A 13,092-nucleotide genomic window follows, 5' to 3' on the forward strand; every position below is an offset into this window, starting at 1 on the left:
GATGGATTTCGCCCCCACCGAGGAGCAGCGGCTGCTGCGCGAGAGTGCGGCCGCCTTCGTCCGCCGCCACTGCCCGCGCGAGGCGGTGCGCCGCTGGGACCGCGAGGGCGAGTTCCCCGAGACGCTGCACGCGGCGATGGTCGAGGCCGGCTTCCCGGCGATGGTGGTGCCCGCCGCCCATGGCGGCCTCGGCAGCCCGATGCAGGATTGCGCCATCGTCTATGAGGAGCTCGCCCGCCCGTCGATGGACATCGCCTCGCGCATCGCGCTGATCGCCTGGGGGGCGGCGATCCTCGGCGATTTCGCGTCCGAGGAGATGCGGCGCGCGATGCTGCCGCGGGTGGCGCGCGGGGAGGCCAAGCTCTCCTTCAGCCTGACCGAGTCGCAATCGGGTTCGGACGCGGCGTCCCTGCGGACCCGCGCGCGGCGCGACGGCGGCGACTGGGTGGTGAGCGGGCAGAAGCTGTTCTCCACCGGCGCCCATGCCAGGGACAACCACATCATCCTGGTGGCGCGCACCGATCCGGACGCGCCGAAGCACAAGGGCATCTCGCTACTGCTGGTGCCCAACGACGCGCCCGGCATCACCATGCGCCGGCTCGACACGGTGGGGCGGCACATCATCGGGCTGAACGAGATCTACTTCGACGAGGTGCGGCTGCCCGGCTCGGCCCTGATCGGGGAGGAGAACCATGGCTGGCGCTACGTCACCCGCCACCTGGAGCGCGAGCGCATCACCATCGCCGCCTACAATCTCGGCTGCGCGCTGGCGACGCTGGAGGATGCGGTGGCCTATGCGCGCGAGCGCGAGCAGTTCGGCCAGCCGATCGGGCGCTTCCAGGCGCTTGCCCATGCGCTGGCGGACGCGGCGACCGAGGTGGAGGCGGCGCGCTGGCTGACCGCGCTGGCCGCCTGGCGCTACGACCAGGGGCTGCCCTGCGCGCGGGAGGCGAGCATGGCGAAGCTGCATGCGTCGGAGATGCTGGTGCGGCTGACCACGCTCGGGATGCAGGTTCTGGGCGGGCATGCCTACACCTATGACCACGACATGCAGCGCTACTGGCGCGATGCGCGCAATTCCACGGTGGGCGGCGGGACCTCGCAGATCCAGCGCCAGCTGATCGCGCGGGAGATCGGGTTGTGAACGGCGTGACGGGACGCCGCGGCAAGGAAGCGGGAAGATGAGCGAGACGAGCCTGCGGAACCGGGTGGCGATCGTCGGCGTCGGCGAATCCGACATCGGCAAGGTGCCGGGCATGACCGGACTCGGGCTGAATGCCCAGGCGGCGAAGCGCGCGCTGGACGATGCCGGTCTGAAGCCGTCGGACATCGACGGGCTGCTGACCGCCTATTCCTTCACCGAGCCCTATTTCATGCTGGGTTCGGTGCTGTGCGAGTATCTCGGCCTGCAGCCGCGCTTCAACGCCTCACTCGTGGTGGGCGGGGCGACGCCGGCGGTGATGCTGAAGCACGCGGCCGAGGCGATCGTCGCCGGCCAGGCCGAGGTGGTGCTGGTGACCGCCGGCGAGAACCGCGCCACCGGCCAGAGCCGCGACCAGGCGGTGGCGGCGCTGACCGCGGTCGGCCACCCGTATTTCGAGCAGCCCTACGGATCCTCGATCCCCGGCTTCTACGCCATGATCGCGCGCCGCCACATGCTGGAATACGGCACCACGCGCGAGCAGATGGCCGAGGTGGCCGCGACCACGCGCCGGCACGCGCTGCTGCACCCCAACGCCCACATGAAGGCGCCGCTGACGCGCGAGCAGGTGCTCGCGGCCAAGCCGATCGCCGATCCGCTCGGCATGCTCGATTGCTGCCTGATCTCCGATGCCGGGGGCGCCTTCATCGTCACCTCGGCCGAGCGGGCGGCCGACCTGCGCGCGAAGCCGGCCTACCTGCTCGGCATCGGCGAGTTCCACACGCATGAGCACATCATGTGCGCGCCGAGCCTGACCGAGTTCGGCGCGACGCGCTCGGGGGCTGCGGCCTATCGCATGGCCGGGCTCGGCCCGGCGGACATCGACGTGGCCGAGCTGTACGACTGCTTCAGCATCGTGCCGATCATCGAGGCCGAGGAGCTCGGGCTCTGCCCGCGCGGCGAGGGCGGCCGCTACTGGCTCGACGGGCGGGCGGCGATCGGCGGCGGCGCGGTGCCGGTGAACACCCATGGAGGCATGCTCTCCCACGCCCATGCGGGCGCGGCGGGCGGGCTGTTCGGCATCGTCGAGGCGGTGCGCCAGCTGCGCGGCGGCCTCGGCGCGCGGCAGGTGGAAGGCGCCGAGATCGCGCTGGTGCACAATGAGGGCGGCATCCTGTCCTCGCACTGCACGATGCTGCTCGGCAAGGACAAGGCGTGAGGAGGAACGGAGCATGACCACCGCAGGCAAGCCGCGCGGGATGTATTTCGAGGATTTCGAGATCGGCCAGGAGCTGACGACGCCGGCGCGCACCATCACCTCGACCGACATCGTCAACTTCGCCTGCCTGTCGGGCGACTTCAACGAGGTCCACACCAATTTCGAGTATTGCCGCACCACCCAGTTCGGCGAGCCGATCGCCCATGGGCCGCTGGTCTATGCGGTGATGGGCGGCCTCACCTATGCCAGCGGCATCAATGACGGCACGCTGCTCGCGCTGCTGCAGATCGACGGCTGGAAGATGCTGTCCTCGGTCAAGCACGGCGACACCATCCGCATGGTGGCGAAGGTGGTGGCCAAGAAGGAATCGAGCAAGCCGGACCGCGGCACCGTCACGCTCGACCGGCGCTGCGTGAAGCAGGACGGCACGGTGGCGCAGGAGATGCGCGCCACCCTGCTCTATCGCCGCCGGCCGGGCTGAGCGCGTGATGAACGGCGCCGCCGACCGGATGGAGACGCGCGCGACGCGCGTGCTCGGCATCCGCTACCCGATCGTGCAGGGCGGGCTCGCGCGCGTTGCGCGGGCGGAGCTGGCGGCGGCGGTCTCGGCGGCCGGCGGCCTCGGCCAGATCGCCATGGCCGGGCTGCACCAGCCCGAGCTGCTGCGCGCCGAGATCCGCAAGGCCAAGGCGCTGACCTCGGCGCCCTTCGCGGTGAACTTCCCGATCGGGCGGATCGACATCTCGGCGCTGGTGGATCTCTCGGTCGAGGAAGGCGTGCCGGTGCTCTCCTTCACCGCGGGCAATCCGCGGCCCTGGATCGACCGGCTGGCGGGCACCGGCACCCGCACCCTGGTGCTGGTGGCCGGCGCCGAGCAGGCGCGCAAGGCGGAACAGGCCGGCGCCGACGTGGTGGCGACGGTGGGCTACGAGGGCGGCGGCCATCTCGGCCGTTCGGACCTGACGACGATGGTGGCGGTGCCGATGGTGGTCGATGCCGTCGGCATCCCGGTGCTGGCGAGCGGGGGCATCGTGGACGGGCGCGGCCTGGCCGCGGCGCTGGCGCTCGGCGCGGACGGGATCGAGCTCGGCACGCGCTTCGTCGCCACCCGCGAGGCGGCGGCGCATGAACGCTACAAGGCGGCGCTGCTGGCGGCGCAGCCCGAGGACACGCTGGTCATCAAGCAGAGCCTCGGCATGCCCGGCCGGGTGCTGGACAGCGCCTGGACCCGCCGCATCCAGGCGGCGGAGAAGGCGGGGGCGGACCGCGACAGCGTGCTCGCCATGGTGGACTGGGCGGCGAATGAACGCGCCGCGGTCGGCGGCGCGCTCGACGAGGGGCTGGTCTGGGCCGGCCAGGCGGTGGGCCTGATCGACGACCTGCCCCCGGCGGGGGAGGTGGTGGCGCGCATCGTCGCCGGGGCGCGCGCGGCGGCGGGACGCGCGGCGGCGCTGGCGGGCGCGCAGGGGGAAGGATGATGGCGATGCAGGATCCGGGGCGCGATTTCGGCCTGACCGACGAACAGCGCATGATGCGCGACAGCGTGCAGGCGCTGCTCGCCCGCGTGCTGCCGCGCGAGCGCATCCGCACGCTCGACGAGGCCGGCGAGTTCCCCTTCGACGCCTATGAGGCGCTGGCGCGGGACGGCTGGCTCGGCCTGCCCTTCCCCACGGCGATCGGCGGCGCAGGCGGCTCGTTCAAGGACCTCGCGGTCTTCGTCGAGGCGGTCTCCTGGCACAGCGCGCAGATGGCCTCGGCCTGGCTGACCACGGCGATCTATGGCGGGCGGCAGCTGCTCGGCGCGTCCGAGGCGCTGAAGGCGGAGATCATGCCGGGCCTGCTGCGCGGCGAGACCCGGCTCGCCTTCTGCCTGACCGAGCCGCATACCGGGTCGGACGCGGCGGCGATCCGCACCCGCGCGGTGCAGGACGGCGACGGCTTCGTCATCACCGGGCAGAAGATCTACATCACCTGCGCCCATGTCGCGCACCACCTCGCGGTGGTGACCAAGACCGAGGCCGATGCCGGCCATCGCGGCATCACCGTGTTCCTGGTGGATGCGCGCAGCCCGGGGCTGACCATCCGGCCGCTGCGCGCACTCGGGCGGCGGATGATCCATGTGAACGAGGTGTTCTTCGACGATGTGCGCGTGCCCGCCGCGCGCATGCTGGGCGGGCGCGGCCAGGGCTGGAGCAACCTGATGCGCGGGCTCAATGTCGAGCGGCTCTGCCTCGCCGCGGCGGCGAGCGGCAACTGCCAGCGCATCATCGACGACGCCCGCGAATTCGCGCTGGACCGCACCGCCTTCGGCCGCCGGATCACCGAGTTCCAGGCGGTGGCGCACAAATTCGCCGACATGCGGATGATGGTCGAGGCGGCGCGCGCGCTGACCTATCGCGCGGCGGACATGATGGATGCCGGGCTCGACCCGGTGAGCGAGACCACCATCGCCAAGGTCGTGGCGACCGAGAACAACAGCCGCTGCGCCGACATGGGCATCCAGATCATGGGCGGGGCCGGCTACATGATGGACCACGACATGCAGATGTATTTCCGCGACGCCCGCGTGGGCACCATCGGCGGCGGCACCAGCGAGATCATGCGCGGGATCATCGCCCGCCGCATGGGGCTCTGAGCGGCGGGAGGGCGCCGCCATGCGGACCGCCGAAGGCGCGCTCGGGGCCGCCACCGCGGCGGTGCTGTGGATCGCCGGGGCGGCGCTGCTGCTGATGATGGTCAACGTCACGCTCGACGTGACGCTGAAATACCTGTTCCGCTGGCCGGTGCCCGGCACGCTCGAGATGGTCTCCTACTACTTCATGGCGGCCGCGGTGTTCTTCCCCTTCGCCCATGTGCAGCGCAAGCGCCACCACATCGCGGTGACGCTGTTCACCGACGCGCTGCCGGCGCCCGCGCGGCGCGGGTTGGAGGCGGCGGCGCTGCTGCTCTCGGCCGTCTATCTCATCGCCTTCGGCTGGGCCGGCGCCGAGGAGGCGTGGGAGATGACGCAGGTCGGCGAGGCCACCGGCGCGGTCGCCTTCGACGTGCTGATCTGGCCGACGCGCTGGGCGGTGCCGCTCGGCACCTGGTCGATGGCGGCGTGGATGCTGCTGCAGGCCGTGCGCGAGTTGGCGCCGCCCAGGGCGCCGGCGCCGTGAGGCGCGCGCCGCCCGCCGCGCCCTGGGCGATGCGCGCCGGTTCAGGCGGGAGGCGGGCGCAGCAGCGCCTCCAGCTCGTGGCGGCGGATCTTGCCGGTGGTGCTGCGCGGCAGCGCGGCTTCCTCGATGAAGCGGATCTCCTTGGGCACCTTGTAGCCGGCTATGGCGGCGCGGCAGGCGGCGATCAGTTCGGCCTCGGTCAATGCCTCGTCGCGGCGGGCGACGAAGGCGACCGGCACTTCCCCCCAGCGGGCGTCGGGGCGGCGCACCACCACCGCCTCGCTCACCCGCGGGGAGGCGAGCAGCACGCGCTCGATCTCGGCGGGGTATATGTTCTCGCCGCCCGACTTGATGAGGTATTTCACCCGGTCCACGAAATCGAGCGTGCCGTCGGGGTTGCGCCGCATCACGTCGCCCATGTGGAACCAGCCGCCGCGGAAGTCGCGCGCATTGGTCTCGGGCGCGCGCCAGTAGCCGCTGAACAGGCTCGGGCCGCGGAAGGCGACCTCGCCGGGCTCGCCGTCGGGCACCTCGCGGTCCTCGGGGTCCACCAGGCGGATGCGGCAGTAGGAGCTCTGCACCTTCGACAGCCGCGCCGGCGTGGCGCCCACCCGGATGCGGCCGCGGCTGGCCGGGCCGGGGCCGGTCTCGGTCGAGCCGAAGGTGTTGCGGAACGGCGCCTGCAGCCGTTCGGTCAGTTCGGCGATGGCGGCCGGCGCGATCAGGTCGGCCATGGCGCCGACCAGCCGGACCCCGCGCGGGCGCGCGCCGGTGCGGCGCAGCTCCTCGAGCAGCGGCTCGGCGGTGCCGGGCATGACCGAGAGCCAGCCGAGTGCCTCGTGCGCCAGCACCGCGACGAGGGCGGCCGGGTCGAAGCCGTCCTGGATGATGACCTTGCCGCCATGCATCAGCGTCGCCAGCGCGCTGTCAGTCGCGCCCATGTGGAACATCGGCGACCAGGCGACGAAGGTCTCCTCGGGGAAGGCGCTCTGGTCGGCGCGGGCGATGATGGCGCGCGCGACCATGGCGCGCTGGCTGATCAGCGCGCCCTTCGGCATGCCGGTGGTGCCGCTCGTGTAGAGGATGACGAGGCCGTCCTCCGGCTCGGCGCGGTCGGGCGGCGGCGCGGCGCTCTCGGCCGCCAGCGCCGCCTCGTAGCGTGGGCCGAAGACCAGGCTCGGCAGCGCGCCGCCGCCGGCCTCGGCGAGGCGCGCCTCGAAGCGTTCCGAGACAAGGCACAGGCACGGTTCGGCGAGGGCGAGGCAATAGGCCAGTTCCTCGCGCGACTGGCGCCAGTTCTGGCAGGCCACGATGGCGCCGAGCGAGGCGGCGGCGAGTTCGGCCTCGACGAATTCGTGCCGGTTCTCCGACAGCACGGCGATGCGCTCGCCGCGCCCGACGCCGCGCGCGGCGAGCGCGCGGGCGAGGCGGTTCACCCGTTCCTCCAGCGCGCCATAGGTCCAGCGCCGGCCATCCTGTTCGAGCGCGACGCGGTCGCGGTGCCGCGACGCGCGGTCGCGGAACAGATCCGCGACGGTCAGCGCCGCGGCGCCAGGGATGCCGGCATCGGCGGGGCTTTCGGTCATGGCGTCCTCCTGCTTCTTCGCGCGCAGGCTGCGGGCGGGGCGATGATGCGTCAACGGGGCGCGCGGCACGGGCGCGGATGGGAGGATCGGCGATGAGGGGCATCGGCAGGCGGACATTCCTCGCGGCGGCGCTCGGCGCGCCGGCGGTCGCGCGCGCGCAGGACGCGGCCTGGCCGGCGCGGCCGGTCACGGTGGTGACGGGCTATGCCGCGGGTGGGCTGTCCGACGTCGTGGCGCGCGCGGTGGCGGAACGGATGGCAGCGGATCTCGGCCAGCCGGTGGTGGTGGAGAACCGCACCGGCGCCGCGGCCTCGATCGCCGCCGCCCATGTCGTGCGCGCACGGCCGGACGGCTACACGCTGCTGCTCGGCACCTCGACCCTCGCGATCAACCCGACCTTGCAGCCGTCATTGCCGCCGCAGGATCCGCTGCGCGAACTGGCGCCCGTCGCGCAGACCTACGACACGCCCTTCGTGTTGCTGGTGAATGCGGAACTGCCGGCGCGCGACCTGGCGGGCTTCCTCGCATACGCGCGCGCCCGGCCGGGCGAGGTGATGGTGGCGCATTCCGGCACCGGCTCCGTCAACCACCTGCTGACCGAGATGGTGCAGCGCGCCGCCGGCCTGCGATTCGGCCAGGTGCCCTATCGCGGCGCGCCGCCCGCGCTGCTCGACCTGAAGGCGGGCCGGGTGCAGGCGACCTTCGCCACCCTCTCCGATGCCCAGCCGCAGCTGGAGGATGGCCGGCTGCGGCTGCTCGCGGTCTCCTCGCGCGAGCGGATCGCCGCGATCCCCGCCGTCCCGACAGTGCAGGAGACGCTGCCTGGCGTGCATGCCGCCTTCTGGCAGGCCATGTTCGCGCCGGCGGGGACGCCGGCGCCGGTGATCGCACGCCTGGCCGCCTCGCTGCGCGCCGCCACCGGCGCGCCGGAGTTCCGCGCGCTCTGGGGGCCGCGCGGCGTGGTCATCGCGAGCGGCGGGCCGGAGGAGTTGCGCAGGATGCTGGCCTCCGAGATCGAATCCTGGGGGCGCCTGATCCGCGAGGCAGGGATCAGGGCGGATTAGCGGCCGGGGTTGCGCCGCCGGCACCGGCCCGGGGCGCGGCAACGGAGGTTCGTCGCCGGCGTGCGGGCACCGGGCGGCATGGTCACAGGGAGGAACGAAATGAACGGTTTGCAGCGGCGGACATTCCTCGCGGCGGCGCTCGGCGCGCCGCTGGGCGCGCGCGCGCAGGAGGCCGCCTGGCCGGCGCGGCCGGTCACGCTCGTCACCGGCTATCCGGCCGGGGCGCTGACCGACGCGGCGACGCGCGCGGCGGCCGAGCGGATCGCGCGCGAGCTCGGCCAGCCGGTGGTGGTGGAGAACCGCACCGGCGCGGCGGCCGCCATCGCCGCCGCCCATGTCGTGCGCGCGCGCCCCGACGGCTACACGCTGCTGATGGGCGCGGCGAGCCTCGCCATCGCGCCCGCGCTGCAGCCGCAGCTGGTGCCGCAGGACCCGCTGCGCGAACTGGCGCCGATCGCGCATTTCTACGACACGCCCTTCATCCTGGTGGTCCACCCGGACGTGCCGGCCGCCGACTTCGCCGGTTTGCTCGACCTCGCGCGGCGCACGCCCGGCGGGCTGACCTTCGGCAGCTCGGGCATCGGCGCGGTGAACCACCTGATGATCGAGATGATCCACCGCGCCTCCGGCGCGCCCTTCGTGCATGTGCCCTATCGCGGCGCGGCGCCGGCGCTGGTGGATCTGACGGCGGGGCGGCTGCCCGCCTTCCTTGCCACGGTGTCGGACGCGGCGCCGCTGCTGGCCGACCGCCGCGTGCGCGCCATCGCCGTCACCGCGCGCGGGCGGATCGCGCTGATGCCCGACCTGCCGGCGATGCAGGAGACGCTGCCCGGCGTGCAGGCGAGTTTCTGGCAGGCGCTCTTCGCCCCGGCGGGCACGCCGCAGCCGATCGTCGCGCGCCTCGCCGCGGCAATGCGCGCCGCCACCGCCGATCCCGCCTTCCGCGCCCAGTGGGAAGCGCGCGGGCTGGTGATGGGCCAGGGCGGGCCGGAGGAGCTGCGCGCGCTGCTCGCCGCCGACCTCGCGACCTGGCGAGCGCTGATCCGCGAAGCCGGGATCAGGGTGGAGTAGATGCCGCAGCGCCGCCCGCTTCCCCACCGCCCCCGGCCCGTAGCCGCCGCATGACCCCGTTGCAGATCGGCTTCACCGGGCTTGGCGCCGTCTTCGTGCTGATCGCGCTGCGGGTGCCGATCGGCGTCGCCCTCGGCGGCGTCTCGGTTGTCGGCATCGCGCTGCTGCGGAGCCCGCAGGCAGCACTCGGCGCGCTCGGCGCGCTGCCCTTCGAATTCGCCGCGCATTGGTCGCTTTCGGCGGTGCCGATGTTCCTGCTGATGGGGGCGGTCGCATACCACACCGGCATGACCGGCAGCCTGTTCCGCGCCGCGCGGCTGTGGCTGGGCTTCCTGCCGGGCGGGCTCGCGGTCGCCACCAATTTCGCCGCCGCCGGCTTCGCCGCCGCCTCGGGCTCCTCGATGGCGACGGCGGCGGCGATGGGCCGCCTCGCCATCCCGGAGATGCTGCGCGCGCGCTACGAGCCCGGCCTCGCCACCGCCGTGGTGGCGGCAAGCGGTACCCTCGGCTCGCTCATCCCGCCGAGCATCCTGATGGTGCTCTACGGCATCTTCGCCGAGCAGCCGATCGGCCGGCTGCTGATCGCGGGCATCCTGCCAGGGCTGCTGACGGCGGCGGTCTATGCGGCGATGATCATCCTGCGCTGCTGGCTGAACCCGGCGCTGGCGCCGCGCGCGGAGGAGCCGGCCGGCTGGGCCGAGCGGCTGGCCGCGCTGCGCCAGGTCTGGCCGATCCCGGTGCTGGTGCTGGCGGTGATCGGCAGCCTCTATGGCGGCGTCGCCACGCCGACCGAGGCGGCGGCGGTCGGCGCGCTCGCCGCCTGCGGCATCGCCGCGCTGCAGGGCCGGATGTCGCGCGCGGCGATGGGCGCGGCGGTGATGGAGGCGCTGGAGGGGACCGCCTCGATCTTCTTCATCGCCATCGGCGCGGTGCTGCTGTCGCGCTTCCTGGCGCTGTCGGGGATGCCGGGCTTCCTCGCCGGACTGATGGGAAGCTGGGCGGTGGATCCGCTGCTGGTGGTGATCGGCGCCTCGCTGATCTACCTGTTTCTCGGCTGCTTCCTCGATCCGCTCGGGCTGATGCTGCTGACGCTGCCGGTGCTGCTGCCGATGTTCCAGGCGCTCAACCTCGACCTGGTGTGGATCGGCGTGCTGGTCATCAAGTATCTCGAGATCGGCCTGCTGACGCCGCCGGTGGGGATGAACGCCTATGTCGTCAGCGGCATCGTCGGCAAGGAGGTGCCGCTGCCGACGATCTTTCGCGGCCTGCTCTGGTTCCTGGCGGCGGAGGCGGTGATCGTGGCGCTGCTGATCGCCTATCCGCAGATTTCGCTCTGGCTGCCCGACATGATGGGGCGGTGAGGCCGCCCCGCGCGAGACCGACCATCAACCACACGGGAGGAACCGAGATGACGAGCCGATCGAGACTGACAACCCTGCTGGCCGGCGCCGCGCTGGCGCTGGGCAGCCTGCTGCCGGCCGGCGCATCGGCGCAGCAGCGGGCGCTGACCTATTCCAGCTACCTGCCGCCCAGCCACGGCAGCAACCGCGACGGGCTGATCCCGCTGTTCCAGGAGGCGGAACGCGCGACCGGCGGGTCGCTGCGGATCCAGCTGCACACGGGCGGCTCGCTGGTCGCCGGGCCGGCGACGCTCTCGGCCATCCGCACCGGGCTCGTCGATGGCGGCTTCGTCGTCTCGCTCTACCACCCGAACCAGATCCCGCTGAACACGGCGATGAGCGACCTCGCGCTGCTCGCCGCCGATCCTCTGGCGACGATGGGCGCGATCAACGAGACGGTGCTGCTGAACTGCCCCGACTGCCTCGCCGAGTACCGCCGCAACAACACGGTCTATATCGGCGCCTACTCGACAACGCCATACCGCGTCATGTGCCGCCAGCCGGTTCGCAGCATGGACGACCTGCGCGGGTTGCGGATGCGCGCGGCCGGCAATGTCTATGGCCGCTGGGCGCAGCGCATGGGCGGCGTCGGCGTCAACATCCCCAACGCCGAGGCCTATGAGGCGCTCGAGCGCGGCCAGCTCGACTGCGTCATCGGCTCAGTGGCCTGGCTCGAGACGCTGTCGCTGTGGGATGTGGCGAAGAACGTCGTGGACCTGCCGATGGGGGCGTATTTCGGCGGCGCGCTGATCGCCTTCAACCGCGACAGCTGGAACGGCATCCGCGCCGAGGACCGCGCCGCCTTCCTGCGCCTGGTCCCGCGCGCCCTGGCGCAGGTCGCGGTCGGCTACGTCCGCGACGACGAGACGGTGGAGCGCCGCGCGCGCGAGCGCGGCGTGACCACCTTCCCGCCCGATCCGGCGCTGGCCCGGCTGCTCGAGGACTACAACCGTGACGAGGTCCGCAACGCCATCGCCGTGGCGCGCCAGCGCGGCGCCCGCAACCCGGAGCCGGTGATCGAGGCCTTCCTTGCCAATCTGCGGAAATGGCGCGAGATCGTGCAGCGCACCGGCGTGGACGTGGACCGCTTCGAGCAGGCGCTGCGGACGGAGATCTACGACCGGGCCAGGTTCTGAGGAGGAGGAACGCCATGCCGGCATGGGAGCCGCCCTATCGCGGGCTCAGGGTGCTCGATATCAGCCAGGGGCTCGCGGGGCCGTCCTGCGCCTCGATCCTCGCCCAGCAGGGGGCGGAGGTGATCAAGGTGGAGCCGCCCGCGGGCGACTGGGGCCGCGGCATCGGCTGGGGGCTCGAAGGCAAGTGCGGGCTGTTCATCGCCGGCAACCTCGGCAAGCGGTCCATCGCCATCGACGCGACGCGGCCAAAGGGGCGCGAATTGCTGGCGCGCCTCGCCCAGGGCGTGGACGTGGTGGTGGAGAGCTTCCGCCCCGGCGTCGCGGCGCGGCTCGGCCTCGGCTATGCCGATCTCGCCGCGCGCGATCCGCGGCTCGTCTATGTCTCGGTCAATGGCTACGGGCAGGATGGCCCCTATGAGACGCGGCCCGGATCGGATTCCGTGTTCCAGGCGATGACCGGGCTGATGCGCGTCAACCGCGATGCGAGCGGGACGCCGCGCAAGGTGGGCGTGCTGGTGGCCGACATCTGCACCGGCGTCTATGCGGCGCAGGCGACCGGCGCGGCGCTCTATCGCCGCGCCACCACCGGCAAGGGCGGGCATGTGGAGGCCTCGCTGCTCGAGGCCACCAGCGCCTTCCAGGCCATGGCGGTGGTCGAGGACGAGATCGCCGGCGGCAAGACCGTGCAGCCCGTGGCGGTGCCGGCGGCGACCTACGCGACCGCCGACGGCTATATCAACGTCACCGCGCTGACCGACCCGATGTTCGCCAAGCTCGCCCAGGCGATCGGGCGGACCGACTGGGCGGGGGATGCGTCCCTCGCCAAGGTCGCCGGCCGGCTCGAACGGCGCGGCGAGATCGATGCCGGGCTGGCCGCGCTGTTCGCCACCGCGCCGACCGCGCATTGGATCGAGCTGCTGAGCCGCCACGACGTGCTGTGCGGCGCGGTGAACAGCTATGCCGAGATGCGCGCCGATCCGCAGGTGCGCCATTCGCGCATCCTGACGGAGCTGGACCAGGCGCCCTATGGCCGCATCCTTGTGCCCCGGCTGCCCGGGGTGCCGCCGGAAGCCGCGGCCGCGATCCGGCCCGCGCCGGGCATCGGCGAGCACAGCATCGAGGTGCTGGAAGGGCTCGGCGCGACCGGCGCCGAGATCGCCGCGCTGATCGAGGAAGGCATCGTCCTCGCGGGCTGAACCCTGAAACGAGAAACGGGGGGAGAAGGGAACTTCTCCCCCCGTACCCCCCTCAACCTTTCTTGGCACCTGGGAACTGACAGCCGAGGCCGGCGCCAGATGACAAGGAAGGGAGGAGGTT

General features: G+C 72.7%; 12 protein-coding genes. 11 read left to right on the forward strand and 1 reads right to left on the reverse strand.

Features of this window, described 5'->3' with window-relative positions; all coding sequences use genetic code 11:
- The first annotated feature begins 1 nt into the window (after nt 1).
- The 6 genes from GXW74_RS16435 to GXW74_RS16460 are packed head-to-tail and all read left to right on the forward strand — an operon-like array spanning nt 2 to nt 5,518.
- Nucleotides 2–1,144 carry an acyl-CoA dehydrogenase family protein gene (locus GXW74_RS16435; protein ID WP_211847616.1) on the forward strand — a complete coding sequence of 381 codons (1,143 nt, stop codon included), beginning with the start codon at nt 2–4 and terminating at the stop codon, nt 1,142–1,144.
- A 37-nt stretch (nt 1,145–1,181) separates the two neighbouring features.
- On the forward strand, nt 1,182–2,360 hold the full coding sequence (locus GXW74_RS16440; protein WP_099096134.1) for a thiolase C-terminal domain-containing protein: 1,179 nt from the start codon (nt 1,182–1,184) through the stop codon (nt 2,358–2,360).
- Nucleotides 2,361–2,373: 13 nt separating this feature from the next.
- The gene (locus tag GXW74_RS16445; RefSeq protein WP_211847617.1) at nt 2,374–2,841 is read left to right on the forward strand and encodes a MaoC/PaaZ C-terminal domain-containing protein; all 468 of its coding nucleotides are present in this window, start codon (nt 2,374–2,376) and stop codon (nt 2,839–2,841) included.
- 7 nt (nt 2,842–2,848) lie between these two features.
- Nucleotides 2,849–3,838 carry an NAD(P)H-dependent flavin oxidoreductase gene (locus tag GXW74_RS16450; protein ID WP_211847618.1) on the forward strand — a complete coding sequence of 330 codons (990 nt, stop codon included), beginning with the start codon at nt 2,849–2,851 and terminating at the stop codon, nt 3,836–3,838.
- Between the two features lie 5 nt (nt 3,839–3,843).
- Nucleotides 3,844–4,995 (forward strand): acyl-CoA dehydrogenase family protein, encoded by a 1,152-nt coding sequence (locus tag GXW74_RS16455; RefSeq protein ID WP_211847619.1) that lies wholly within the window; start codon nt 3,844–3,846, stop codon nt 4,993–4,995.
- Between the two features lie 19 nt (nt 4,996–5,014).
- Nucleotides 5,015–5,518: a TRAP transporter small permease gene (locus tag GXW74_RS16460; RefSeq protein ID WP_211847620.1), complete on the forward strand. Its 504-nt coding sequence runs from the start codon at nt 5,015–5,017 to the stop codon at nt 5,516–5,518.
- Between the two features lie 41 nt (nt 5,519–5,559).
- Here GXW74_RS16460 and GXW74_RS16465 read toward each other — a convergent pair whose 3' ends face one another.
- The gene (locus GXW74_RS16465; protein ID WP_211847621.1) at nt 5,560–7,104 is read right to left on the reverse strand and encodes a class I adenylate-forming enzyme family protein; all 1,545 of its coding nucleotides are present in this window, start codon (nt 7,102–7,104) and stop codon (nt 5,560–5,562) included.
- Between the two features lie 92 nt (nt 7,105–7,196).
- On the opposite strand from GXW74_RS16465, the gene GXW74_RS16470 reads away from it, so the two are divergent.
- The 5 genes from GXW74_RS16470 (at nt 7,197) to GXW74_RS16490 (ending at nt 12,971) form a co-directional block, all read left to right on the forward strand.
- A complete protein-coding gene (locus tag GXW74_RS16470; protein ID WP_211847622.1) occupies nt 7,197–8,168 on the forward strand; it encodes a Bug family tripartite tricarboxylate transporter substrate binding protein in 972 nt (323 codons plus the stop codon).
- A 99-nt stretch (nt 8,169–8,267) separates the two neighbouring features.
- Nucleotides 8,268–9,239 carry a Bug family tripartite tricarboxylate transporter substrate binding protein gene (locus tag GXW74_RS16475; protein WP_211847623.1) on the forward strand — a complete coding sequence of 324 codons (972 nt, stop codon included), beginning with the start codon at nt 8,268–8,270 and terminating at the stop codon, nt 9,237–9,239.
- A gap of 50 nt (nt 9,240–9,289) precedes the next feature.
- Entirely contained in the window at nt 9,290–10,600 is a 1,311-nt protein-coding gene (locus GXW74_RS16480) for a TRAP transporter large permease (RefSeq protein WP_211847624.1), read from the forward strand.
- Between the two features lie 47 nt (nt 10,601–10,647).
- The gene (locus tag GXW74_RS16485; RefSeq protein ID WP_211847625.1) at nt 10,648–11,775 is read left to right on the forward strand and encodes a C4-dicarboxylate TRAP transporter substrate-binding protein; all 1,128 of its coding nucleotides are present in this window, start codon (nt 10,648–10,650) and stop codon (nt 11,773–11,775) included.
- A 14-nt stretch (nt 11,776–11,789) separates the two neighbouring features.
- Entirely contained in the window at nt 11,790–12,971 is a 1,182-nt protein-coding gene (locus tag GXW74_RS16490) for a CaiB/BaiF CoA transferase family protein (protein ID WP_211847626.1), read from the forward strand.
- The last annotated feature ends 121 nt before the right edge of the window (nt 12,972–13,092 follow it).

It is taken from the genome of Neoroseomonas eburnea (assembly GCF_018129005.1).
In the GTDB taxonomy this organism is placed as follows: Bacteria; Pseudomonadota; Alphaproteobacteria; order Acetobacterales; family Acetobacteraceae; genus Neoroseomonas; species Neoroseomonas eburnea.

Bases quoted from the DNA above. Each gene is read 5' to 3' on its own strand.
- GXW74_RS16455 (WP_211847619.1), top strand. From the start codon at position 3,844: ATGCAGGATCCGGGGCGCGATTTCGGCCTGACCGACGAACAGCGCATG.
- GXW74_RS16475 (WP_211847623.1), top strand. From the start codon at position 8,268: ATGAACGGTTTGCAGCGGCGGACATTCCTCGCGGCGGCGCTCGGCGCG.
- GXW74_RS16480 (WP_211847624.1), top strand. From the start codon at position 9,290: ATGACCCCGTTGCAGATCGGCTTCACCGGGCTTGGCGCCGTCTTCGTG.
- GXW74_RS16470 (WP_211847622.1), top strand. From the start codon at position 7,197: ATGAGGGGCATCGGCAGGCGGACATTCCTCGCGGCGGCGCTCGGCGCG.
- GXW74_RS16490 (WP_211847626.1), top strand. From the start codon at position 11,790: ATGCCGGCATGGGAGCCGCCCTATCGCGGGCTCAGGGTGCTCGATATC.
- GXW74_RS16450 (WP_211847618.1), top strand. From the start codon at position 2,849: ATGAACGGCGCCGCCGACCGGATGGAGACGCGCGCGACGCGCGTGCTC.
- GXW74_RS16445 (WP_211847617.1), top strand. From the start codon at position 2,374: ATGACCACCGCAGGCAAGCCGCGCGGGATGTATTTCGAGGATTTCGAG.
- GXW74_RS16435 (WP_211847616.1), top strand. From the start codon at position 2: ATGGATTTCGCCCCCACCGAGGAGCAGCGGCTGCTGCGCGAGAGTGCG.
- GXW74_RS16440 (WP_099096134.1), top strand. From the start codon at position 1,182: ATGAGCGAGACGAGCCTGCGGAACCGGGTGGCGATCGTCGGCGTCGGC.
- GXW74_RS16485 (WP_211847625.1), top strand. From the start codon at position 10,648: ATGACGAGCCGATCGAGACTGACAACCCTGCTGGCCGGCGCCGCGCTG.
- GXW74_RS16460 (WP_211847620.1), top strand. From the start codon at position 5,015: ATGCGGACCGCCGAAGGCGCGCTCGGGGCCGCCACCGCGGCGGTGCTG.
- GXW74_RS16465 (WP_211847621.1), bottom strand. From the start codon at position 7,104: ATGACCGAAAGCCCCGCCGATGCCGGCATCCCTGGCGCCGCGGCGCTG.